The sequence below is a fragment of the Sphingobacterium anhuiense genome, assembly GCF_042686355.1.
Taxonomy (GTDB): Bacteria; Bacteroidota; Bacteroidia; order Sphingobacteriales; family Sphingobacteriaceae; genus Sphingobacterium; species Sphingobacterium anhuiense.
Map to the genome: position 1 here is coordinate 302,581 of NZ_JBHUPE010000007.1, position 26,447 is coordinate 329,027.

The window sequence follows — 26,447 nt, forward strand, 5'->3', positions numbered from 1 at the left end:
ATACATATAACCATAAATTTTGACACAAAAAGAAATTCTAGCATTACTGGATAGGTATCTCGCAGGTGAAACATCTTTCGAAGAAGAACAGCTATTGTCCCGATTTCATGAGACCTATGGTAAGGGAAAAGAATTGGACGAAGCATTCTTTACAGATGAGCGCCGATTGGCGATTTTATCCAAGATTGAAGATCAAATCCATTTTCAAAAGAGCAGGTTTATAAATTGGAAACGATGGTTGCCGGTAGCTGCGGCAGTAATAATCATGCTGAGTATTACTGGAATGCTTTATTTCAATCAAAAGCTTGAAAATATTTCCAAAGTAGACCTATCTCAACAAGCTGAACAGATCATGCCAGGAACGAATAAAGCCATCTTAAGACTTGCGGATGGAACCATTATTTCACTTGATGATCGCAATAGCAGTAATCGGACATTGTTAAAAGAAAAAGGATTGACGGTAAAAAGCAATCATGATGGCCAGCTCTTGTATATCATTGCAGATACAAAAGCAAAAGGATTGAAAGGTACCAATAGCATAGAAACACCTCGTGGGGGCAAATATGAAGTTTTACTTCCAGACGGAACACATGTCTGGTTAAATTCTGCATCTTCTCTCTCGTACAATTTAGATTTTAGCTACCAACGAAAAGTACAGCTGCAGGGAGAGGCATACTTTGAAGTGGCAAAGAAAAAAGTTCCTTTTACTGTGCAGCACGGCATGCAGGAAATCCAGGTTTTAGGAACCCATTTTAATGTAAATGCTTATGAAGATGAAAGCTATTCAGAAACAACCCTGCTAGAAGGGCAAATTGCACTTCGATCATTACATGGAAAAGATGAAAAAACCATTCTCATGGGGCCCAAATTTAAAGTAACGACCGATCATCATTCTGGCCTATCAAAACAGAGCATAGCCGATATAGAATCTGTTATGGCTTGGAAAAATGGTGATTTTCTATTTGAAGATCAAGAACTGGCGTCCATATTACGTGTCATTGCAAGATGGTATGATGTAAAAGTGGATTATAATTCACTTCCAAGAACACGATATACACTACAATTATCCAAGCAAGTACGACTTTCAGATGTATTGAAAATGCTGGAAAAGACAGGACCGGTCAAATTCCAATTCGAGCAAAATACGATAAAAGTTGAAAAATAATTATCCATTCAAAACCTACTTAGAAATATGCCTATGATAAAAAACAACTAAACAAACACCTAAAAACAAAAAAATCCAGTTGCACCGCCATGCAACTGAACCAATTAAAAGGTAACCAAATAAACTTAAAGTATTACTAATCAATCACCTAATGAACAAATGTATAAATAAAATGATGCATTGTAGGGAATTATTTTTCATTTTTTTGAAGGAAATCCCTGCAATCTTATGTAATGGTTTTTTCCTAAAAATGAAAATAACAACTTTCCTTATTATTGTGAGCTTACAGGTTTCCGCCAATGTACTGTCGCAAGAAATAAGCTTAAGCGTAAAAGAAGCCCGCTTAAAAGAAGTACTCGTGAGTATTCGCAAACAGACAGGAATCCGGATGGTCTATAATACCGAATTAATCGGCAAAGCAAAACCGGTATCTGTAGATATAAAAAGACTGTCGCTACAACGTACCCTGGAACTGGTATTAGCAGAACAACCCTTTGATTACGAATGGAATGGCAACACAATTTTGATTAAGCCCAAATTGGAAACCGTTAAAACCGTGATAACAGAACCAGTACAAACACAATTAGTTGTTTCCGGTAAAGTGTATAAATCCGGTAATAGTCCTTTATCGGGAGTAAGCATCAGAGAAAAAGGGACAAATAATGGTACAACTACAAATGAAAATGGCACATTCACATTAACAGTAAAGGATTCCAGATCGACCTTAGTTTTTAGTTATGTCGGCTTTAAAACCATCGAAAATATCGCTTCAGCGCAGATGAGTATCACCTTGGAGGAAGACGCTTCTGCCATGGACGAAGTTGTGGTCGTTGGATATGGCACACAGAAAAAAATAAATTTGACGGGTTCCGTCTCTACGGTCAGCGCAAAACAACTCGAGTCCAGACCTGTGCAAAACTTAGGACAGGCCCTACAAGGTATGGTACCTGGATTAAATTTACAGACTGCCGGGCTTGGAGGCGAGCTCAATCAAACCATGAGTGTCAATATACGCGGAGCAGGTACAATCGGTGTTGGCTCCTCTTCATCTGTATTGGTATTGATCGATGGAATGGAGGGTGATATGAATGCACTAAATCCTCAGGATATTGAAAATATTTCCGTTTTAAAAGATGCCGCTTCAGCCGCTATATATGGATCTAGAGCTCCTTTCGGTGTTATTTTAATTACCACAAAGGCAGGTAAAATTGGAAAACCAGTGGTCAATTACAACAATAATATCAGGTTAAGTGCACCACGAGGTTTACCAACCATGCTGGATTCTAAAACATTTGCTTACTATTACAATGAGGTCGCGGCCAATGATGGCGAAGCAGCCAAATTTTCACAAACTGTCCTCGATAATATCATTGCCTATCAAAATGGGGAGATCAGTACCGTGTCCACAGCAGGTGCAGATGGAAAATGGCAGTACTATACCGGATCGAACGCCAATACCAACTGGTTTGAAGAATTTTATAAAAACTTCTCCACTTCACATGAACATACCATGAGTGTGAACGGTGGATCAGACCGTGTTAAATATTATTCTTCACTGAATTATATGGATCAGGATGGTTTAAATAAATATGCAAACGATAATTTCAAACGTTTTTCATTTGCTACAAAATTAGATGTCAAAATTTCCGATAAGCTAGATCTATTAACAAATACCCGTTTTGTAAGAGAAGATTTTGATAAAGCGACGCATATGAATGATCTTTATTATCATAATATTGCCAGACGCTGGCCAACAGTTCCTGTACGCGATGATAATGGATTCTTTTCAGAACCTTCAGAAATAAATCAATTATTGGACGGAGGACGTACCAACTACCAAAAAGACTTTTTATACCAGCAGATTCAGTTGAAATATCAACCGATCAAAGGCTGGAATATCACCGGTAATGTCAATTACAGAATCACCAATAGGAATGATCACGGGGAAATCTTAAAAGCTTATGCTTATGCTGTAAACAGAGAACCTTTCCTTGTTCCAGTCGGTTACAACAGTGCTGGCGGGACCAGTGTAAGCGAAACTGCACGAAAAGATGAATATTTCAGTACCAATTTATTTTCAGATTATAGTTTCAATATTGCCGAAGACCACCAGTTTACCGTTCTGGCAGGATTCAATTCAGAATTGAATAAGTACAGAACGCTAGGGGGAAGTATGAGTGGTTTGATCACAGACGATATCCCGACTTTAAATACCGCAACATTAGATCCTAAAACCAATGGTGGTTATCAGCACTGGGCTATTGCAGGATTTTTTAGCAGGGTCAATTATAGCTATAAAGACCGTTACCTATTGGAATTAAATGCCCGTTATGATGGTTCATCCCGATTTCCGAAAGACCTAAGATGGAATCTCTTCCCTTCATTTTCTGCAGGCTGGAATATTTCCAACGAAGCCTTTTGGCCTCTAAAATCTGAAATATCCTTATTCAAACTTAGAGGATCATATGGAGAATTAGGGAATCAAGGAACAGACAACTGGTATCCTTTCTATTCCATCATGCCGGTTACAGCAGGACAGGGTAGCTGGTTACTCAATGGCGTGAAACCAAATTCGGCAAGTGCTCCAAATTTAATCTCCTCTTCTTTAACCTGGGAACGTGTTTCCAGCTGGAATCTAGGATTGGATGTCGCGGCCCTGAATAATCGTTTAGGACTCGCATTTGATCTTTATAAAAGAAATACCTATGACATGATTGGTCCAGCACCCGATCTACCCGCGATTTTAGGAACAGCGGTACCGCGCATCAATAATTCAGAAATGTACTCTAAGGGGTTTGAAGTTGAACTTTCATGGAAAGACGATATCGGAGATTTCAACTATGGCGTACGTGCTGTATTATCAGACGATCAACAGACCATCACAAAATACCCGAATTCAACCGGAAATTTTACCCAATGGTATAACGGTAAGAAGAATGGAGAGATCTGGGGTTATACAACGCTAGGTATAGCACAGACTCAGGAGCAGATGGATGCACATATTGCCAATACCAAACAATCCTTCGCTACCAAATGGCAAGCAGGAGATGTTATGTATTTGGATAAAAATGGAGATGGACAGGTAAACAACGGAGCAAATACCTTGGCCAATCCAGGTGATATGAGCATTATCGGCAATAGCCTACCCCGCTTTAGATACAGTTTAGATCTTACTGCCAATTATAAAGGTTTTGACGTTAGGGTATTTCTTCAGGGAATTGGAAAACGGGATCACGTGCCCAACGGACCTTATTTCTGGGGTGCCAATGGCGGTATGTGGCAATCGGCAGGTTTCCAGGAAAACATGGATTTCTTTAGGGACGAGAATTCAGTGATGGTACAGAACGATGTGCTGGGGATCAACACCGATGCCTACCTACCAAGACCTTATTTCAACACCCAGAAAAACCAGCAGACCCAGACACGATATATACAGAATGCCGCTTATATACGGTTAAAAAATGCGCAGCTCGGCTATTCCTTCAACCCAGCTTTATTATCAAAGATCGGACTGTCAAAAATCCGTGTATATGCTTCCGGAGAGAATCTATTGACATTTACAAAAATGGCAAAAGTATTTGACCCGGAGACGGTTGGTTTAGGAGGATGGAACGATGGTAAATCATACCCGTTCTCAACCATCTATTCTTTTGGATTAAGTGTGAATTTTTAATGATTTGAATAATGAAAAAGAGCTATATAAATAAGATACAACAACTCTGCGTAGCAGTACTTGCCTTTAGTACATTATTATCCTGTAATAAATATTTGGATAGAGCACCTTTATCCGATGTAACACCCTCAGAGTACTTAAATACAGAAGCTGATCTCGCGGCATATACCATTACCCGTTACAATTTCCCAACACATGGAGGTTGGGGATTGGGTACATTTGCTAATGATAACGGGACAGACAATCAAGTGACTTCGGGCTATGCGACACGTTGGGTACCTGGCGAATGGCGGGTAGGCGCTACAGGTGGAGACTGGGATTTTACGAATATCCGTCAGGTCAATTATTTCCTCGAATCGGTACTTCCCAAATGGAAAAGTAACAGCATAACCGGCAATAAGCTCAATATTGAGCATTATATCGGTGAAGCCTATTTCTTACGGGCTTACGAATACTTCAACAAAGTACAGGCATTGGGAGATTTCGCCATCTTAAAAAATACCGTAAAAGATAATCTGGAGGAATTAACCGCCATTTCTACTCGTAAACCCCGAAATGAAGTTGCCCGTTTTATCATCGCAGATCTGGATTCAGCAGCTACTTTACTCAGTACAACAACTGCTTCCGGAAAAACTCGGATCACCAAAAATGCGGCACTATTGTTAAAATCCCGTGTGGCACTGCATGAAGCTACCTGGTTGAAATACCATAAAGGAACTGCTTTAGTACCCGGCGGACCGGGATGGCCAGGAGCAAAATCAAACCCTAATTTCACCATGAACATCGATCAGGAAATCGACTACTTCCTGACACAGGCCATGGAGTCTGCGCAGTTGGTAGCAGATGGAGTAGCTTTGGTTAACAATACAAAAGATAATGGCTTTAACTCATCCAATAATCCTTATTTCAAAATGTTTGGTGATTTTGACCTCAATTCCTATAGTGAAGTGCTTCTTTGGAGGCAATATAGCCTACCCTTAAATGTTACGCATACTGTCAATCATTACATGAACCGAAATGCAGGGAATTCGGGTTATGCAAAAGGATTAGTAGAAAATTTCACCATGGCAAACGGATTACCGATTTATGCAGCAAATTCAGGATATAAAGGCGATAATCTAATCAGCGATGTAAAAATTGACCGCGATAACCGTTTACAGATCTTTATGAAAGCTCCGGGAGAGTTAAGCTACACCGATCGAAAGAATACAAATGGGCAAGATATCGTAGAGGGAAAACCGGATATTTTGGGCATTGCTGAAACTCGATATGTGACAGGTTATGCCCTTAAGAAAGGGTTCAATTACCTAATCGCACAATCCGAAGGGGCAACAAGCACTACCGGTTCTATTGTATTCAGAGCCGTTGAAGCTTACTTAAATTATATCGAAGCCAGTTACCTTAAAAATGGTTCGGTCAATGCCAAGGCGCAGGCATACTGGACGCAAATCAGGGAGCGTGCTGGAGTCAACACCGACTATATAAATACAGTCAATAATACCGATATGAATATGGAAGCAAAAGGTGATTTCGGGGCCTATTCTGCCGGACAATTATTATCGGATAAAGTTTTATACAATATCCGGAGAGAAAGACGCTTGGAATTAGTCGCTGAGGGCATGCGCTTTGCAGATCTAAAACGCTGGAGAGCATTAGACCAACTTACGGCAAAACCTTATATTGTTGAAGGCATGAAAATATGGGGACCTATGCAAGAATGGTATAAAGATGAAAAAGGAGTTTCATCGTTGATACAGCCAAATACTTCAGGAAAAACAGCTAATGTTTCCCTGCAGTCTGAAAGCAATTATCTTAGACCCTACCGCATCAACTTAGCGGCAACCAATTTAGTCCTCGACGGGTATAAATGGATCAGTGCACATTATTTAAATCCAATTGCCATGAGCCACTTTACCATAACTTCACCAGACGGCTCGCCGGAATCGTCAAGTATATACCAAAATCCAGGCTGGCCATTAATGGCCAATCAAGGAGCAACAAATTAAACATACTAAAGCACCATACTGCATACCAGCAGTATGGTACTTGTTTAGATACAAAAAATCAATCTAAGCTTATAAAAGAACGAGTATGTCAACGGAGATGATCCAAGATAATTGAATACCTAATCTTCCCATCTCAGCAAAAGAAACGTGATTTATCTTTAAATGGTTATTTAACAGACTTACTTCACTTTCTCATGATGAACCATCTGAACTTTTGATGGTCCATATATTTCCACAGTCAACTTTTCTCATCGACACAGATCTTAATGAGTTAGTAGTCCATCTAGCGCATAGGATTTCTTTAAATGAGGATAGCGTTTTCGATATTCTGATGGTGTACAGCCAAAAAGCTTCGTAAACTGTTGTCTAAAATGTTTAACATCCCGAAACCCCACCTGATAAGCAGATTCATTGACATTCGCTTTGGTCGTAATTAAAAGTTGCGCCGCCCTACGAAGTCGGATGTACCGGATAAATTCGTTAGCAGATTTTCCTGATATCGCTTTAATTTGCCTATAGAGATTTGAATGGCTCATACCCATTGTTTCGGCGAGCACTTTTACCGTAAAATCTTCTTCCAACAAGTGTGCTTCAACCGCTTGGATCACTTTCTCCAAAAACTCTTTATATTCAACCGGAATTTTGTGGTCATTCGATTGCAGCGTTATATGGCTATGGAAGTATTCATGCAGACGATTCCTATTCTGAATCAGATTGTCCACACGTGCCACCAGCATATCTTTATCGAAAGGTTTAGTAATATAATCATCAGCCCCCTCTTCAATCCCTTTCAGCTTTATTTCGGATGAGGAACTTGCCGTCAAAAGAATTAAAGGGATATGACTCCATTGATTACTTTTCTTAATTTTATGACAAAGATCAATCCCCGTACCTCCCTCCATCATAATATCACTAATGATGATATGCGGTTCTATTTTTTGTAAAATTGCTATTGCCTGCTCACCGTTTTCAGCCTGTACGACATGAAACCTATCCTGAAAAAGTTTATAGATATAATTTCGAATATCAGCATGATCATCTACCAATAGGATGATTTCTCGTTCTATCGGGATCAATCGATCTGAGACCTCGACATAATGACTATTTTTACGGTCGACCTTTTCTGCCATAACCGGATCATTTAGTCCCATCGTTTCCCGGGAAGAAAAAGCACTATTCGAAACTTCTAAAATATGATCCTCATCATTCAGAATAGCATGCTGGGGCAGGTCAACACAGAAAGTCATACCTCGATCAGCATTGGGGTGATATCTGATTTCACCTTGGTGTATTTCCACAAATTTTTTGACTAAAAATAGGCCTATTCCAAAACCTTCCTTTACCATATTGGAAGAAGAGAAATCACGCTGAAACGGCTTAAAGATATCTTCCTTCAGCAAAGTCGGAGTACCCTTGCCCGAATCCGATATTTCAATGCGAATACCTGTAACCGTCCTGTTCAGATGTACGGTTACCATACCACCATCTTGTGTATATTTTAAGGCATTCTGCAAGAGATTAAAAAAACAGATTTCCAATTTTTCATGATCCCCATAACATGGATAAGATTCGATATCCGTTTCCAACGAATAGCTTATATTTTGCGCATGTGCGATCTGCCGAAAGCATAGAAAAACTTCTCTAACCAAACGTACGATATCCAAATGAACAAGAGATAATTCATCAAAGTTTCCTTCGGATTTTCTGAAGAGCAATAATTTATCGACCAGATTCAGCAATCTCTTGGAATGACGATATACATCCTGAAGTTCTTCATAATCTGTTATCTGATCTTTGTTATCCTTCAGCAATTCTTTGATTGGATTTATAATAAGGGTAAGTGGTGTACGTATTTCATGCACGATATGCGTGAAAAATGTAACCTTTTTCTCTGTCAGTTCATTTTCTTTATCGCGTTCAAATTCAGCAGTCTTCAATTTGGTTAACAACAATGCGCGATGCCGTACATACAGAAAATAAAGATATAATGCGGCAACAACAGCCATTCCATAGCCTGCATAAGCCCAGCCTGTACGCCACCATGGCGGTAAGATTTGGATCAAAATAGTGCGCTCACTTGAATTCCAATCACCATTTGCATCCGTCGATTTAATCCTTAAAGTATAAATTCCTTCTTTAAGGTGTGAATAATATGCTGCTCGCTGTTTACCCACATAATTCCAGTCCTTATCCCAACCTTCAAGAAAGTAAGCATATTTAATCCGATCCGAAAAACTATAATCTAATGCAGCAAATGAAAAGGATAATACCGCCTGGCTATAAGGGATGGTCAATTTATTAACCTCATTGAGAGAGCCTGTACCATAATGCTGATCAGTACCATATGGTTTATTATTAATCTGGAGTTGCGTCAATTTGAGTGGAGGAAAGACTGCTTGGACTAAAAGATCACGGGAATGAAACAAATTGAATCCTCGAATACCTCCAAACACCAATTGTCCATCGGACAGTTTCAGCGCGGCATTGTAATTAAATTGATTGCTTTGCAATCCATCGGATTTATAGAAATTTTGGAATAAGCGCGTTTTGGTATCAAATTTCGATAGACCATGGTAAGTCGATATCCACAAATTGCCAAAATCATCTTTTAATGCATTTAATAAGGTATTACTTGGCAATCCTTCTTTTTCTGTGTAAATTTTAGATTGACCCGTCGCTATATTAAAGTAACGTAGCCCGCCCCCCTCGGTGCCTATCCATAAATGATGACGATCAGCCTGCTTGATAAACCGGACAGGTGTACCCACTGCATATGTTTTAAATTGTCTTGTTTGCAGATCCAAGCGGATCAGTTCAGACCAGGAACCCATCCAGAGGATATCTTCCCTTTCTTCAAAAAAAGTAAGCACATCATATATCGGTAAGTTCAAAGGTTTAAACTGATCTTCCCTTACATCAAAAAGATAAACCTCTCCTCCGCCTAAAGTCGATGCCCAGATGCGTTTTCGGCTATCTTTAAACAAACGCCAAGCGGCTGCATTGACATATTCGGTATGGGGATAATAACAGGTATAAGATTTGATTTGACCGCTAGTCATATCTAATTTAAAAATACCGGAATCATACGTCCCGATCCATAATTGATGATGATCATCCTGAATAAGTCCCGTGACAAATGCACGCTCTGATAATAGCCGTGAAGTATTGGGGTACGGAACAAACACTTTCTGTTTTATATTCCACTTTAATAAGCCAGAACCGTCCGTACCGACCCAAATATGATCATGATCTGCTTGCTCCAGCACAGAAATAAAATCTCGTGCACTCGTCTGGTTATCTAGGGAATGATGTTTAACCAATTGAAATTTACCCTTCTGCGGATCGATCACATGCACTCCCCCGCGAATCGTTCCTAACCATTTGCGGCCTTGAGTATCTTCGTATATAGCAACAACAGCATTACCGGCAAGTTTTTTTTCATCAAACCCCGTATTCTTCTCAATTTTTTTGGTGTCCATATTAATCTTCTGAATGCCATCACCATCTGTGCATACCCAAATTTTACGATCCTGGCCAAAATAAAGATTAACAATCCGCTTATTACTGAGGCCATTTTCCAAACCGTAATATTGAAAGGCATTAGCATGGCAATCGTAGTGAGTGACCGACCAGCCATTTGAAAACCAAATACCTCCATCACTAGAAGCAGTCATCAATGTTGCATTAAAATCTCCCTTTACAAGAACTTGAATACCGTTGTTTTTACGATCATACATCGCTAAGCCCACCCCATGTATCATCAACATTAATCTTCCATCGAAAGTTTTACAGATTGAACTGACACTGTATGCTTGATCACTTACTTTTCCTGAAATATATAATGGGACAGTATGCGCCCTGAGACCTTTTCCGGTCTTCTTGATCATCAATAAACCCGCTTTTCCTGAAGTCGCAAAGAGTTGACCATCCTTATCTTTCTCCAGCTGATGGATGGAAAAATCAATAGGCTGCACTTCCTCCCCGCCTCTAACAAGATCTATCCGAGTAAAATGGTTGCGATCCATGTCAAAAAAACCCAATCCGCCCTTGGTTGCAACATAGAGATTACCAGTTTGATCCTCAAGCATATCGGTGATGCGATTGTCTGGAAGGGATTTATTCGCCAATGGATTATTTTTAAAAATCTTAAATTCATAGCCATCAAAACGATTGAGGCCATTAAAAGTTCCAAACCACAGAAATCCATCCCTATCTTGATAAATATCGGTCACAAAATCATTGGACAAGCCATGATCAATCCCCAGATATTCGATGGATGACTGCGCTCGCATATCAAAACATAGCAATAAAAAAATAAGAAGGCATAATAAGTTGTACCTCATAATTATTGGCGTAAATGATTGGTTTGTATAGGTATAAATCTGTGTAAAAAAGCAGACTTTTTACAAGTGTTAAATTAACATTTAATAATTATAAAACCAATTTTAGCTGTCTTTTAGAGAAATAGGTCTCCCCAGTCTTCTAAACAGCTAAAAAAACCATTTAGCACGTGAAATTGAGGTAGAGAAAATCTTCATATGAAAATCTAACCATACCGATGATGCTGATTTCCCCCCTTATTTTTGACCAAATCCCCCCCAATTTAATCAAAAGATAGTTGCGATAATTGTACATCGAGTAAAAATACTCACCAATTTATAACCAAACTAATTATTAATGAAAAGAGGTAAAGTGCTTAAAAAGCGTCTTGGAATTTGGATATTTCTAATGACGTTAAGCTGCTATGTTGCCACCGCTCAACAAGTCCGTGTGACGGGAAAGGTCTCGGGTAGTGGCACCCCAATACAAGGGGTTACTGTAGGAGTTCTAGGTAGCGAATCAAAAATACTGACAGATGCACAGGGGATGTATGCTATAAGTGCCAGTAAAACCGCAACCTTGGTTTTTACAAGTGTAGGCTATACACGTCAAGAAATAGCATTAGCAGAAAAAAAAGTGGAATCCAATAATACCATCTTACTGGATGTCATCCTTCAGATGAATGAGAATGTGATAGAAGATGTAGTTGTCACCGGTTTTGGGCAACGCGAAAAAAGAACATCCGTTGTGGGTTCAGTAACGACGATCAATCCAAAAGAATTAAAAGGGCCAACGAGTAATCTGACGACCATGTTGGCAGGACGTGTAGCTGGTATGATTGCATTTCAGCGCAGTGGAGAACCCGGATCTGATAATGCCAATTTTTTTATCAGAGGGCTGGGTACATTTGGTACCGGTAAACAAGATCCGCTGATCTTGATAGATAATGTCGAATCATCCCCAACCGATATGGCACGTTTACAACCGGACGACATTGCCAGCTTTTCAGTCCTACGTGATGCCAATGCCGCCGCGATGTATGGCGCGCGCGGTGCGAATGGTGTCGTACTGATCACCACAAAACTAGGCTCCGAAGGAAAAACAAAATTTGAATTTCGTTCAGAAAACAACATTTCCACCAATACCAGAAATTTTCAGTTTGCCGATAACATTCGGTATATGGAAATGGCCAATGAAGCTTATCTGACACGACCTGCAGATGCTTCGAGCGGCCAGGGATTGCCCTATTGGCAAAGTAAAATCGATCATACCCGCGCTGGAGATAACCCGCTATTTTATCCTAATAATAATTGGATTGATCAGCTGATCAAAGATTATACCCTCAATCAGCGAAACAATTTAAATATTTCAGGAGGCGGTGCCAAAGCAAGGTACTACTTAGCAGGAACGTACAATATCGACAACGGTATTCTGAAGGTTGATGGCATCAACAATTTCAATAACAACATTAAATTGAAAAATTATTCGGTCCGCTCCAATGTCGATATCAACTTTACTCCCAGCACTACAGGGATTGTACGGGTCTACGCTCAATTTGATGATTATAACGGTCCTATAGGTGGTTTGGACGAGAATAACAACCGTATCAATGGTGGTGCCGTCACCTTTAGACGCGCAATATGGTCAAACCCCGTGATGTTTCCGGCGCTATATCCGTCTTCGTATATGCCTTACATGAACCATCCGCTATTTGGCAATGCACTAAATCGAAACGGAGGTCTGTTTGTGAATCCTTATGCCGAAATGGTACGTGGCTATCAGGAATTCAACACCTCGACCATTATGCCACAGATTGAATTACGTCAAGACTTAAGTGCTATCGTACCAGGTCTGAACTTAACTGCGATGACCTACTTAAAACGCTATGCTTATTTTGAAGTGAGCAGAAGGTACAATCCATTTTATTACTCGGCATCATCAAATGCTGATGGCGACCTGACACTGCGTGTCATGAACGACGGATCTCAAGGCTCAATAGGCCCTGTTGGAACAGAATATCTCGATTATTCGGAGTCTGACAAAGAGGTCAATTCAATGTTTTATGCGCATGCTATTGCCAATTACAACCGCGGATTTGGGAAGCATAATGTCGGAGCCACCCTCATTGGATTACTTCAAAATTCATTAAGTGGCAATGCCGGATCGCTACAATTGTCTTTACCAGCGCGTAATATCGGTCTTTCGGGTAGGTTTACCTACAATTTTGATGATCGTTATATTGCCGAATTTAATTTCGGTTATAATGGATCCGAGCGATTTGCAAAAGCAAGACGCATGGGGTTCTTCCCTTCCTTTGGTCTATCTTATAACATCTCAAACGAATCGTTCTTTGAACCACTACGTGACGTGGTAAATAAATTCAAACTACGTGCTACGCATGGATACTCCGGAAATGATCAGATCGGTAGAGCACAGGATCGTTTCTTCTATCTTTCAGAAGTTAACATGAATGCCGGTGAAATTTCTTTCGGAGAACTGGGGGGCTATAAGAGACCTACTATTGCGATCAACCGATATGCCAATGAAGCCATCACATGGGAGCGATCTCGCCAGACCAACTTCGGGATGGATCTGAGTCTATTTAATGCAATTGAATTAAATATTGACATTTATAAACAAATCCGTAGCAATATACTCACAAATCGGTCTTATATCCCTAGTACAATGGGCCTGAGAGCCCCTATCGTGGCAAATACCAATAAAGCAGAAAGCAAAGGTATGGATGTGACATTGAGTTATAATAAAAACTTGATGAACGGTTGGTATCTTCAAGGAAGAAGCACATTAACCTATGCCGTCAGTAAACGCTTGATCGTTGATGAACCGGCTTATCAAGAGCCTGGCCGCTATACCGTCGGAACCTCCGCCTCACAAGAATTCGGATATATAGCTGAAAGACTCTTTGTTGACGATCAGGAAGTATTAAATTCTCCCGTTCAATTTGGCAAACCTGGTATTGATTATTTAGGTGGTGATATCAAATACAGAGATATCAATGGCGATGGCCAAATTACCGATTTAGATCGTGTAGCCATTGGCTACCCAACCACACCCGAACTGATTTATGGGTTTGGAGGTACAGTGGGCGGTAAAGGACTCGATTTCAGCTTCTATTTTCAAGGTTCAGCAAGATCTTCATTCTTTATCAATCCTGAAAACATCTCTCCCTTCTACCTCAACGGAGGTTCTCAAAATGGACTTCTAAGCGTGATCGCTGATAGCTACTGGAGTGAAGAAAATCGAGATCTATATGCCTTCTGGCCAAGATTAAGTGAAAATATTGTTGCCAACAACAACCAAAGATCCACATGGTGGATGCGTAATGGATCATTCTTAAGATTAAAAACTGTTGAAATCGGCTACACGTTCAAAGAAAGTTTAATGAATAGACTAAAAGCAAAAAACCTGCGGATTTATGCCAATGGAATGAATCTATTCGCGATCAGTTCCTTTAAAATGTGGGACGTAGAAATGGGTGGACGAGGTATCGGTTATCCGATTCAAGCCACCTATAACATTGGCTTACAGCTTGGTTTTTAAACATTACAAAATGATAAAACGCTCATGAACTACAGCACAGGATTTCATCATTTGAACCCTGCGCAATCATATCGATTGCAGACAAGCAACTCATGATTATTTATAAAAAATTATCCAAATGAAAAATTTAAAGATAAAAAAGATAAAACGCTACCTTATATATCTATCTGTTAGTACCATCGGTTTTTCCGCATGTGCAGATTATATTGATGTTGTTCCCGACAATGTCGCGACTATAGACAATGCGTTTTCATTGCGCAACGAAGCTGAAAAATTCTTATTTACCTGCTATGCATGGCTACCCAACAATGCCGATGCGCAGAGCAATACCGGTTTTTTAGCAGGCGATGAAGTATGGATTCCTGTAGCGCAGCGCGAGATCTATCCAGCCAATAATTGGCGGATTGCACGTGGAGGGCAAAATGTGAATGCTCCCTTAGTAGATACCTGGCGCAGCGGCATGTGGACCGCTATCCGTGATTGCAATATCTTTTTAGAAAATGTTTCTAACACATCGAAAGTACCCGATTTATCCAGTGAAGATCGTTCGAGATGGATTGGAGAAGTCATGTTTTTAAAAGCCTACTACCACTATATCTTGATGCGCCAATATGGCCCAATACCCTTGGCACGTACCAATATTCCTTTGGATGCAAACCAACAAGAAGTACGGGTAACACAACGACCTGTCGACGAAGTCGTGAACTACATCGTATCATTATTAGACTCGGCTTCAAACAGTGCTGTTCCCTTGATCATTCCGGATCAGGCTTCTGAATTAGGCCGCGTCACCAAGCCCATTATTCAAGCAGTAAAAGCAGAAGTTTTGTTGACCGCTGCCAGTCCCTTATTCAATGGTAATTCAGATTTTCAGACAGTCCGTAACAAGGATGGGGAACCTCTTTTTAATCCCGTATATGATGCTTCTAAATGGGCGCGTGCCGCCGAAGCGGCCAAAGCCGCAATTACAGCCGCAGAATCAGCCGGTATCACATTTTTCCCCTTTCGGAAAACGGAATATGGACAGTTTAAGATGAGTGATGAAACTGCACAAGTACTGGGTATAAACTTAGGTTTCAATGAGCGCTGGTCTTCCGAGCACATCTGGGCAAATCCTAATTATCAAGCTTGGAATATCCAGCGTGATGCCATGCCATTACTCACCATTGATGCTGTAGTAGGTACTGCAAGACAGCATTTAAGCGCTCCAATCAAAATTGCCGAAATGTTTTACACCAAAAATGGCGTACCCATCAATGAAGATAAGACCTTAGACTTTACCAACAGGTTTACCTTAAGAACAGCTAAGAATGAAGAACGCTTTCATATTAAAGAAGGCTATACAACAGCCCGGCTAAATTATGACCGTGAATCGCGATTTTATGCATCATTAGGTTTTGATGGCGGTATCTGGTTTAAATTTGATACCAAAAGCTTATCCGATGAAGATACTTATTATGTACAGGCAAAACTCAATCAACCTGCAGGGGCAAATAATCACGGATGGATCAATGAAACAGGGTATTTCTTAAAAAAACTGGTCAACTGGGAACAAGCTTTTGCCAGCAGTGGTGTGAGTTACAAATCATACCCTTGGCCAACGATCCGTTTGAGTGATATTTACCTGATGTATGCCGAGGCCTTAAATGAAGCCAATGGGCCATCTACAGAGGTCTACACCTATTTGGACCGCATCCGTGAACGTGCGGGATTGCCCGGGATCGTCGAGTCTTGGAGTTCATTTTCAACCAATCCCAGCAAACCAAATACGAAAGATGGTCTACGCGAAATCATTCAGCGTGAACGCATGATCGAATTGGTATTTGAAGGAAAGCGTTATTGGGATCTCCGTCGTTGGAAATTGGCGGTTAATTATTTCAACCAAAATATCACGGGATGGAGTGTTAACCAAGAGGTGACCAGTGATTACTACCGCTTACGCACACTCTATGCACAAACATTCGTCGCCCCACGTGATTACTTTTGGCCGATCGCACAAGGAGAATTAACCGTAAACCCTTCACTGATGCAAAATTTGGGTTGGTAGCCCTTATTTCATTATAGCTGATACAAGATAATTATGAACATGAATCAAACAAAACTGTATATTTTCACATTACTCCTGCTGACAGCAGCATTGAGTAGTTGTAAGGAGGAGTTTAAGACAGCTCAGGTAACTAATGCTGCTGCTCCACAACCAGTAAGCAATGTCCAGGTCGAAAATTTACCGGGAGCAGCCCGTATCCATTACACACTTCCCAAAGATCAGGATCTGCTTTATGTACGCGCGACCTACACGTTGGCATCTGGTCAAGAAATGGAGGTAAAATCATCCTATTACAACAACTCGTTGCTTGTAGAAGGATTCGCGGATATGAAACCTCATGATATTAAGCTCTCTACCGTAAACCGAAGTGAAATTAGTTCAACACCGGTAACCGTCCCGGTCACTCCATTGGAAAATCCGATCTGGGATACTTTTAGAAGTTTAGAAGCAATTGGAGCCTTCGGCGGAATACGGATAACCGCTGATAATGAAAAGGAAAAAAATCTGACCATTATGGTCATGGTGGATTCCTTAGGCGAGTGGGTTCCATCTGTAGACAATATTTATACATCGACAAAACAGATCAATAGAACCATTCGCGGATTTGCCCCTAATCCGAAACAATTTGCGATCACCATACGCGATAAGTACATGAATTTTACGGATACCATGGTGACCACCATTACACCCCTATTCGAAACTGCATTGCCAAAATCCCGTTATAATGCCATTAGTTTACCTACTGATGCAAAACAACAGTATACCTCGACAGGATTATCAAAAATGTGGGATGGCGATATCATCAATTGGCCCAATATATCACTTACCGATGTCACGATCAATGGTCCGCAATGGATCACTTTTGATACAGGAACTTTAGCCAAAATGAGTCGGATCGTCATCTGGAATTATCCGGAATACACCAATAATGGCCGGATGTATTATTATGGTGGAAATGTGAAAACTTTCGAAATCTGGGGTTCAGACAATCCTCCTTCAGATGGCAGCTGGAATAATTGGAAACTACTCGGAAACTTTGAAAGCAAAAAGCCCTCCGGATTACCGATGGGCCAGCAGACCGATGAAGATTACCAGCTCGCCAATTCGGGACTTAGCTTCGATTTTGATGTCAGTGCTCCAAAGGTGCGCTATCTCCGCATAAAAACTTCAAAAAACTGGCAAGGTTCTTCATTTATGGCAATCGCAGAAGTTCAGGTATATGGAGACCCTCGCTAACGGGGACCACCATTTATTTTTAAGACAAAAATTATGAAAACACAACTCATTAAAATAATAGGTAAGAGCATGTTGCTTGGCGTCGCGCTACTTCATCTTTTCAGCTGCTCAAAAAGTGATGATTATAAAAAATATCTAAAGGACGGAGAAATAAGCTACACTGGAAAAATAGATTCAATACAAGTTTATTCTGGAAAAGAAAGGGTATATATCACCGGTCTGTTTATGGCTGATCCAAAAATCGAACGATTGAAAGTCTATTGGGACAATCGACAGGACTCTGCCGAGCTTACGATCAATAGAACATCAGGAGTGGATACATTAAAGCTATCTTTACCCATCAGAGAAGGGGTACATAATTTTGAATTTATCACTTTTGATGGACAAGGGAACAAATCACTCAGCGTTTTTAAAACAGGTATTTCCTATGGTGAACGTTATGCATCTGGCTTACTCAACCGTCCTTACTACACGACCGGATATTTTGCCGGCGATCAGAACACAACCATTGCTTGGGGTGGCATTGATCTGACCAGCGGAGCAACATTTACAGAAGTCGAGTACACCAATACTGCAGGAAAGCTGGTCATACAGCGTGATTCTATCCATATCGGTGAAAGTATATTAAAAAACTACCTTCCTGGAAAACCGTACCGGTATCGTACCCTATTTATACCCGATACCTTAAGTGTCGATACATTTTATACCAACTATGTCACACAGATATTGCCCAAAGAAATTTATTTGAAAAATATGAATTTCCCGTTCCAGACTTCTGCCATGGCAGGCAGTAGATGGGGTACTCCAGCAGATTGGCAATTGAATGATGCCGCAAAAAACTTTAAACATACCGACAATAAGTTCTATGGTGGAATAGAGATCCGCTCCAACCAAGCTTGTTTATCGCTGGAAGCAGGATGGTGGCAGTGGGCTACACCATCGCCAAATCTAGCTCCGATTGTCAATGGAAAAATGTATCAAACGACCAACCTTCAGCCTGGAAAATATCGGTTTACCATTACGAAACTGGACAAAGGAGCTGCCGGAACAGTCCATTTAGTTGCTGCTAAGGGAACACAATTACCTGACCAGGCTAATTTAGCAGCTGCAAGTTTAGCTTATAAGGTTATTTCAGGAACCGATGCTGTATTGGAATTTAATTTATCCGAAGCAAGTGCCGTCACCATCGGACTGTTGGGTAACATGCCTGGAACAGCGAGTGATGGATCATATATCAAGATAACTGGCAATATGACTTTTGAAGTTTTACCATAAAAAAAGAAAATATGAAAAAAAGATATTTCTATCTGCTTATGCTCGGTTTAACCGTGCAGGCATGCGCCAAATCAACATCAGATCTGCTACCCGTGAAGCCAATCGAAAATTCGGAAGGAATTGCTCTTCCAGGCTTGGGAAAATTAACCTTTTCCAATATCACTACCTCCGGAGCAATGGTTAAGGGAATGGTAACCAGTAAAGGCGGAGCACTAGTCACCAATCGAGGTGTTTGCTGGAGCACAAGTCCTAATCCTACGATTGAAAACAATCCGCACGAAGCTACGGTAAGTAAAGGATCAGGAGAATTTAGTGTTCAGCTCAATTCCCTCGTACAGTCTACAACCTACTACATCAGACCATATGCCAAAAACAAAGGTGGTGTTGCGTACGGAGATCAGATTATTTTAAAAACAGCAGATATACAATCTGTCAATTTCGCCCAGACACCGATGTTTATTATCGGGTCATCGCAAGCGTATTACGACGTAGAGATTTTGAGCAGTGGCGGAGGAGCGGTCACGGAGCGTGGTGTTTGTTGGGGCACAGAAGAAAATCCGACGATCACGCAAAACAAATCGGCACATGGAGCAAACGGTATTGGCAAATTTCGAATCGGATTAGCAAATTTAACGCCACAGACCAACTATCATCTTCGCGCATATGCTATCAATGAAACCGGGGTGAGCTACGGAACCAATATTGCCTTTCGAACAATTAAGAAAGGTAACGTCACGTATACATTCAACAAAGCAAGTAGCCCTACAGCGGAAGAGCTTGCCGCTTACTCACGCCTGCAAGTAGCGATTGACAGTGCCGTTTGGTATGCGAATCAATATACATCAGCAACTAAGCATGTATACCTCAATTATGTTCCCGGGGTTGCTACCGCTGATGCGAATAATGAAGGATGGATGAGATTTGGAACAAATACTTCTTACCAAAATATCCGCACGATGCTACATGAAATGAACCATACATTTGGAACAGGCACAACAAGCTGGTGGTCACAGCAAGCAATAAGTGCTGGAAAATATCAATTTGCTAATGGAAACAACATGTTAAAATTGATCAATTCCGATCAAAATGCGGTGATAAGTGGTGATAGCCAGCATTGGTGGCCATATGGTCTGAATCAAAATTCAGAAGTCAGTTCAAGTTGGGATTACGTTTACAATTGTCTGCTTATTGAAGCGATGCGTAAAGATGGGATGACGAGCCATAGCGGAAGTTATTCACCATGATTAATGCTTAATGAGTTAAGTCAACAATAAAATCAAGTTTAAGATCTTAAAGCCTCAGTCTGCGGATTGAGGCTTTAAATTATCGAACTTTTTCATTTTTTCAACACAGGTGTTTGACACATAGTAAAAATCAGGTCGGGGCAGTCAACTTCGAATCAAACCGTGAGTGCCTTTCCAATGTCCAATATATTGATCGCCTATATCTAATTCCCTTTTATTCATCTCAAAGTGACATCATGAACAACATGCTATCCAGCTTGTTGCCGCATCACGTTCCAGAAATTATAGTCCATCATGGGTGCTTTTGAAACACCTACATGATGTCCGATGGTTACAATCTGTCCACGATGGTAGGTCGTATGGATGATGAGATGCTGGAGATATTCGTACTTTGGAAAGTTTGACGAAAACCATTCTGACTCTATTAATAGGGGATCGTTCATCGCTTCATAATTTCCCTTTACATAAGCGGCTAAGAGTTTAGCTTCATTAACTAAGTTTTCCATTTCACGTTCAATATCTACCGTTGTGGCCATGTACTCAAAACTTGGTGTCTGTGTTTCACGGATCATCGATGACCAGTACAACTGCGTATCACTGATATGTTTTACTGTCTTTGCGATACTGTTAAAACTCGACGGACATTCCTTTTGCAACAATTCCACAGGGTAGTTTCCCAACCAATTTATCAATTGTTCTGTAACCCAGATATTGTAATCAACACTGTTGGTCATTAATGTTTTTAAACTCATTTTAAATTCTTTTTTAGTTTATAATAATGCTGGTCCTTCAATAAATCTGTTTTACCATTACGTCTTTATTAATCAAAACCTTTGCAAATTAAGATGTTCTTCAATAATTCAATCAGGTCAACATCTACTGGAAGTTTGGTTATTTACTAACTTAAATTTAGTAAAATTTTAAATATAACAGACTATTGATTAAATAGATACCAAAAAAAAGAATTATAAAATATCACCTACTAACTTTCTTATCACATCATCGATTAACCAACTCACCACTAACCTCTTCTCCAACTAACTATCTAACCAACTCACCCTCTAACCTCTTCACCAACTCACTTTAGCTAATAATGATACGATTTGGAAATCGATTGAAACAAATGTGCTATAATGATTTTTATATTTTGATGTAACTTTCAAAAAATACGATGATACTTTAATTGAGTCGTTTATGGTATTAAAAAGAACTGATAAACTTAAATGGTTCTGGTCATTGCTCCAGGTATGATACTGCTTTTATCGTTCCTCCATTACATTTTGCTATGAGTTGATGAAAGAATCAGTTAAAAAGCGAAGAAAAATCCTTGGTTAGTGTATTAAACTCAAAATAAACCAAATATGAAAAGAAGAACTTTTTTACAGGCCTTAAACCTAGGCATTGCCTCTGCAACGCTGTACAATGGAGCAGGACAAGCCATGACGCTGACCTCTCTCTTGGACAATAAAACACAGCATAAAGAATTGTCCTATCATCGTATCCAGGAAATCAAATATTCTACTGTTCATATGAAATATCCCCGGCTTGTCGGAAAAAATGCACGCCTTGACCTTCATGGATATGGCCCTAATGTCGAGATCTGCTGTATCACAACAGACAAAGGTGCGATGGGATGGGCCTCACTCCGCGGATCAAGAAGAGATGCAGAGCAGATCGCAAAAGAACTACTGGGTAAAAAAGTATCGGAGATTTTTGTAGCTGATATCGGAACTTTAGAAGCTAGACATATCCCTTTTGACATGGCTCTCCATGATCTCGCGGGTATTATATTGCAGAAACCGGTTTATGAGTTACTAGGAAGAAAAACACCGTATCTGACCGATTACTATAGTGGTATGATCTACTTTGACGATCTCGAGCCCTCGGAAAAGCCTGCAGGTATCGACCGTATACTGGAAGAATGTCGGTATGATTACGAAGTAGGATATCGACAATTCAAACTCAAAATCGGTAGAGGTCATAAATGGATGCCCTATAAAGAAGGTCTACAGCGTGATATCGATGTTACCAATGCCGTCGCAAAAGCTTTTCCAGATTGCGGTATTTTAGTGGATGGCAACAACGGTTTCTCCGTTGACCAATTTATCCAGTATCTCGAAGGAATTCCTTCAGTAAAGTTATTCTGGATAGAAGAACCATTCCATGAAACCGTTGCTGATTATCAAAAATTGAGAAGTTATATAAAAAAAACAGGCAGAATTACCTTATTGGCAGATGGCGAAGCCGATCCGGATCCAAAGCTTTTACAAGAGCTTTTTGAAAAGAAACTATTGGATGTACATCTAACCGATATCGAAGGTCTCGGTTTTACAAACTGGAGAAAGCTGATGCCCGAATTGAAGAAATTGGGTGTGCAGGCATCGCCCCACGCATGGGGATCTTTACTTAAGACATACTATACGGCACATCTCACAGGAGGACTGGGCAATACCATCACTATAGAAGGAGTAACAAGTACATCGGAAGATGTTGATCTATCCGGATATAAGATACAAAATGGTCAGTTGGTTCCACCGTCTACAGCGGGTTTTGGCATGCCTCTTCTGAAAAAGATCTAAGAAAACTGGTTATGACTTTTAAATTGATAAATGATCTTTTCTTTTAACGATCCCCCACATCATCGTAATGTGGGGGATTATCCTTTTATCTTTAATGTAAGATAATAGTACAGCCGAAGCCGCACATAAGATCAATATGGACAGATCTGTATATATGCCTATACTTCTAAAACAGAATAGGATGATATAGGAACAGATTGAAAACATCACGATTTGTTGACATTTTAAAAGAATATAACAATACATAAGATGTGAACTAGCTTTAATTCCCTTAGAATATACAAATAAAAAAGCCGACAAGATTTTTCCTAATCGGCTTTTTTATTAAATAAGTATATTTTTCGTTTTTTGCTTCTCCATCCTAATCTGGTAAAGTAACCTTTCCGATAAAAGGGTATTCCTCTACGGTATCAATTGCTTCCGAAATCTGGTAGCATAACTGATAGGTATCCTGAAGGTTTTCTGAAAATTGAAAAAACTGATCTTTTTTTACTTTTTCAAAGATCCAGATCGGATCTAAAGGATTTGAATTGTACTTCGTAATAATTGCAGTATATCCATTTTTTTGAGCTTCTACAAGTCTCTCTTTTGTAATATTTGCTAATTCCATATTATACTAATGTACAAAAAATAATTTTAAGCACTATGTTAAAAACGGGCAAAAAACACTTAAAAATCAGAAAAAACATCTGTTTTTATCCAAAAAAGCATCTATTTAGCCTAAAAAAAATAAAATTACCAATGTAACAAAAGAAGTAACAGGAGTCACCTCTAATCTTATCTAAACATTATTAAGTAACAAGTGATCAGTAACGGAGTAACACAAAGTCTAACCACCTCACCTTCTAACCTTATCTAAATACTATTAAGTAACAAGTGACCAGTAACGGAGTAACAATAGGTCTAACCACCTCACTTTCTAACCTTATCTAAATACTAAGTATTACAATCTAAATACTATTAAGTAACAAGTGACCAGTAACGGAGTAACAATAGGTCTAACCACCTCAATTTCTAACCTTATCTAAATACTAAGTACTACAATCTAAATACTATTAAGTAACTAACTAACCAACTCACTTTCTAACCATCTAACTTTCTAACCTAAACACTTATGCTACTAAAAATTTCTCTTTATATGATTTCTCAAAATATTGCCCTAAAGACCGGGTTCTTTCGGTGTCAATTGTAGAAATATAGCGATGAAACATCTGTTCAGTGGTATGTCCGGTTGCTTCCATTAATAAAGATGTCGGGATCTTACCGTAAAAATTCGAAGCGAAGCTTCTACGTCCGATATGGCTGGCAATTGCCTCCCATTTGTGTACAAGCATTTCAACTGACCTAAATCCCTTCCTTTTTCGCACTTTAACGAGATTGTTTATCCCTACCAATTTGGCGACCTCTTTGATCTGGAGATTGTATTTATGGGCAGAAAGTTTTTCTGGAAAAATATTAGCATTTTGAGATAAAATTGTCAATGCAACGGGATGTAAAGGCAATAGGATATCTTTTTGTGTTTTTTGCTGCACAAAGGACATACAGGGTTTTCCATGTATAATTTCCATATTTTCCATGTTGAAATTCATAAAATCAGAAACACGCTGGCCGGTATAACAACTGATAATAAGCCAATCTTTTGCTGCCTTGAGATCTTCCGGAACCTCAGTTCTTTTGATTCTGATTAATTCATCCTCACTCAGCGTGACAAATAAGTTTGTTTTCTTTTCCCTCGGTAGTTCCAATTCATAAACATACGTACGAACACCTCTCTTTTCTAGAAAATTAAGAATAGTCCTAACAAAATAGATGGTGCGATGGATGGTACTTTTATTATATGCTTCAAAATCTCCAAATTCTAGAAATTCTTTTACAAAAGAAGCATTAACCTCGGGCAATAGAAGATGCCTCTTTCGATTACCTTCAAAACGTTCAAGCAAATGAAGAAAAACCATATAACGTTTTGATGTAGAGGAAGAAATTAAATGCAATCGACTATTGATATAGGACTCCATATGCGCTAACAAACTATCTTTTGGATAGCCAATTTTTGAGCTTGAGCTACATTTTTTTATAATCTGCTGCAACCTATTTGGAGAAAGAAGCATCGTATTTTTAATAGTTTCTAAATATTCAGCTAGAGCAATTTTCAGATTGTCCAGCTTATTATTCAATTTTTTAAATTTCTTTAAATAGATGTTCTTAGGTCTTTGCTTCTCCTCATCCCACATGGACGGACATATTTTTAGTGGAGTCTTCAGTAGATGTTCTTTCTGAAACTCATCAAAAATTCTAATAAAAATCGTGGCTGTTGGGTTGGAAGTCTGCAGGGTAAAATCAAAATTAATCATTGAACTGTCTCGTTATTTATCTGTGAATAAAGATAATACCATATTCGCAGAAGTCCAATTCAGACTACATTCACCCTACTCAAATGTAATAACTTTTTCCTAAGAAAAAAAATATGGTATTTATTATTTTCTTAGGAAATCGATATAAATTATCATCTATGCTAAAAATTCAAATTTTAGAAATAAAACTTCCTCTATTACATAACTCCACAATATGTTAAAAATATTTTAAACTGTAAACCAAACAATTGCACATAAAAAGCAGTCTGAATTGGACTATTAATTTGCTCCATTTTAGATATTGTTAATAAACTAACGCTTACCAACGATGAATGAGAAAAGATTACAGAAAGAACTATATGTAGCTCCAAAAATAGAATGGATATTAATAGAAATGGAAAGTTGCTTCGGTTTTTATCCAGAAAAATTATCCTACGAGGATAAAGGTGAAATAAAAAGTTCGTTATCGACGAATAAAACAAAAACAGTTACGCAAACCACAAAAAACAATTTAAAACACTAACATTCAATCAAATAAAAAAGACCGACTAATATAGACGTTTCGAAATCGATAGAAATTATGGCTAAAAAAATTAAGATTGCATTTGCGGACGACAGTATCTTGCAGCGCGCTCTTGTAAGAGCCATTGTCGCCCAGAACAATATTTTCGATCTGCGATATAATTGCAGCAATGGCCAAGAGCTAGTTGATCAACTGGAGGCTTGTACCGAATTACCTCAAGTATGCATTATGGATCTACATATGCCTTTGATGGATGGGATAGAAACAGCTAACAGAATTAGAGAAAAATTTCCTTCTATTAAGCTATTTGGCTACACGAGCTCAATTAAGGATTCTGAAATAGAAATCTTCCATAAAAGCGGAGTACAATTGATATTCAATAAGACCAATTTTAATATGGTGCTACAGGAAATACATCACTGCTTAACTATAAACAATGAATAAGTGATAGAAATAGAACCTTTATA

Annotated in this window: 15 protein-coding genes; 11 read left to right on the forward strand and 4 right to left on the reverse strand. The window is 39.3% G+C overall.

What is annotated here, in order from left to right; translation table 11 throughout:
• The first annotated feature begins 19 nt into the window (after positions 1-19).
• The 3 genes from ACFS6I_RS17910 (at position 20) to ACFS6I_RS17920 (ending at position 6,844) form a co-directional block, all read left to right on the forward strand.
• Complete coding sequence (locus ACFS6I_RS17910) at positions 20-1,165, forward strand: FecR family protein (protein ID WP_380922655.1); 1,146 nt, start codon at positions 20-22, stop codon at positions 1,163-1,165.
• A 250-nt stretch (positions 1,166-1,415) separates the two neighbouring features.
• Entirely contained in the window at positions 1,416-4,838 is a 3,423-nt protein-coding gene (locus ACFS6I_RS17915; RefSeq protein WP_380922657.1) for a TonB-dependent receptor, read from the forward strand.
• A gap of 11 nt (positions 4,839-4,849) precedes the next feature.
• Complete coding sequence (locus ACFS6I_RS17920) at positions 4,850-6,844, forward strand: RagB/SusD family nutrient uptake outer membrane protein (protein ID WP_380922659.1); 1,995 nt, start codon at positions 4,850-4,852, stop codon at positions 6,842-6,844.
• A gap of 263 nt (positions 6,845-7,107) precedes the next feature.
• Here the strand turns inward: ACFS6I_RS17920 and ACFS6I_RS17925 are convergent, their stop codons facing one another.
• Positions 7,108-11,136 (reverse strand): hybrid sensor histidine kinase/response regulator transcription factor, encoded by a 4,029-nt coding sequence (locus ACFS6I_RS17925; RefSeq protein WP_380922661.1) that lies wholly within the window; start codon positions 11,134-11,136, stop codon positions 7,108-7,110.
• A gap of 385 nt (positions 11,137-11,521) precedes the next feature.
• On the opposite strand from ACFS6I_RS17925, the gene ACFS6I_RS17930 reads away from it, so the two are divergent.
• The 5 genes from ACFS6I_RS17930 (at position 11,522) to ACFS6I_RS17950 (ending at position 20,527) form a co-directional block, all read left to right on the forward strand.
• Positions 11,522-14,725 (forward strand): SusC/RagA family TonB-linked outer membrane protein, encoded by a 3,204-nt coding sequence (locus ACFS6I_RS17930; RefSeq protein WP_380922663.1) that lies wholly within the window; start codon positions 11,522-11,524, stop codon positions 14,723-14,725.
• Positions 14,726-14,843: 118 nt separating this feature from the next.
• Positions 14,844-16,772 carry a RagB/SusD family nutrient uptake outer membrane protein gene (locus tag ACFS6I_RS17935; RefSeq protein ID WP_380922665.1) on the forward strand — a complete coding sequence of 643 codons (1,929 nt, stop codon included), beginning with the start codon at positions 14,844-14,846 and terminating at the stop codon, positions 16,770-16,772.
• A 39-nt stretch (positions 16,773-16,811) separates the two neighbouring features.
• A complete protein-coding gene (locus ACFS6I_RS17940) occupies positions 16,812-18,008 on the forward strand; it encodes a DUF5000 domain-containing lipoprotein (protein ID WP_183917773.1) in 1,197 nt (398 codons plus the stop codon).
• Between the two features lie 33 nt (positions 18,009-18,041).
• Entirely contained in the window at positions 18,042-19,283 is a 1,242-nt protein-coding gene (locus ACFS6I_RS17945) for a DUF4998 domain-containing protein (RefSeq protein ID WP_380922667.1), read from the forward strand.
• 11 nt (positions 19,284-19,294) lie between these two features.
• On the forward strand, positions 19,295-20,527 hold the full coding sequence (locus ACFS6I_RS17950; RefSeq protein WP_380922669.1) for a hypothetical protein: 1,233 nt from the start codon (positions 19,295-19,297) through the stop codon (positions 20,525-20,527).
• A gap of 248 nt (positions 20,528-20,775) precedes the next feature.
• Here the strand turns inward: ACFS6I_RS17950 and ACFS6I_RS17955 are convergent, their stop codons facing one another.
• Positions 20,776-21,279 carry a DinB family protein gene (locus ACFS6I_RS17955; RefSeq protein ID WP_380922671.1) on the reverse strand — a complete coding sequence of 168 codons (504 nt, stop codon included), beginning with the start codon at positions 21,277-21,279 and terminating at the stop codon, positions 20,776-20,778.
• Between the two features lie 609 nt (positions 21,280-21,888).
• On the opposite strand from ACFS6I_RS17955, the gene ACFS6I_RS17960 reads away from it, so the two are divergent.
• Positions 21,889-23,106 (forward strand): enolase C-terminal domain-like protein, encoded by a 1,218-nt coding sequence (locus ACFS6I_RS17960; protein ID WP_380922673.1) that lies wholly within the window; start codon positions 21,889-21,891, stop codon positions 23,104-23,106.
• Positions 23,107-23,467: 361 nt separating this feature from the next.
• On the opposite strand, the gene ACFS6I_RS17965 is transcribed toward ACFS6I_RS17960, so the two are convergent.
• Together ACFS6I_RS17965 and ACFS6I_RS17970 are read right to left on the reverse strand one after the other, a co-directional pair.
• Positions 23,468-23,716: a hypothetical protein gene (locus ACFS6I_RS17965; RefSeq protein WP_021190102.1), complete on the reverse strand. Its 249-nt coding sequence runs from the start codon at positions 23,714-23,716 to the stop codon at positions 23,468-23,470.
• A gap of 502 nt (positions 23,717-24,218) precedes the next feature.
• Positions 24,219-25,457, reverse strand: a complete 1,239-nt coding sequence (locus ACFS6I_RS17970) for a phage integrase SAM-like domain-containing protein (RefSeq protein ID WP_380922675.1) — start codon at positions 25,455-25,457, stop codon at positions 24,219-24,221.
• Between the two features lie 328 nt (positions 25,458-25,785).
• Between ACFS6I_RS17970 and ACFS6I_RS17975 the strand changes: the two genes are divergently transcribed.
• Positions 25,786-25,980, forward strand: a complete 195-nt coding sequence (locus tag ACFS6I_RS17975) for a hypothetical protein (RefSeq protein ID WP_380922677.1) — start codon at positions 25,786-25,788, stop codon at positions 25,978-25,980.
• 57 nt (positions 25,981-26,037) lie between these two features.
• The gene (locus ACFS6I_RS17980; protein ID WP_380922679.1) at positions 26,038-26,424 is read left to right on the forward strand and encodes a response regulator; all 387 of its coding nucleotides are present in this window, start codon (positions 26,038-26,040) and stop codon (positions 26,422-26,424) included.
• The last annotated feature ends 23 nt before the right edge of the window (positions 26,425-26,447 follow it).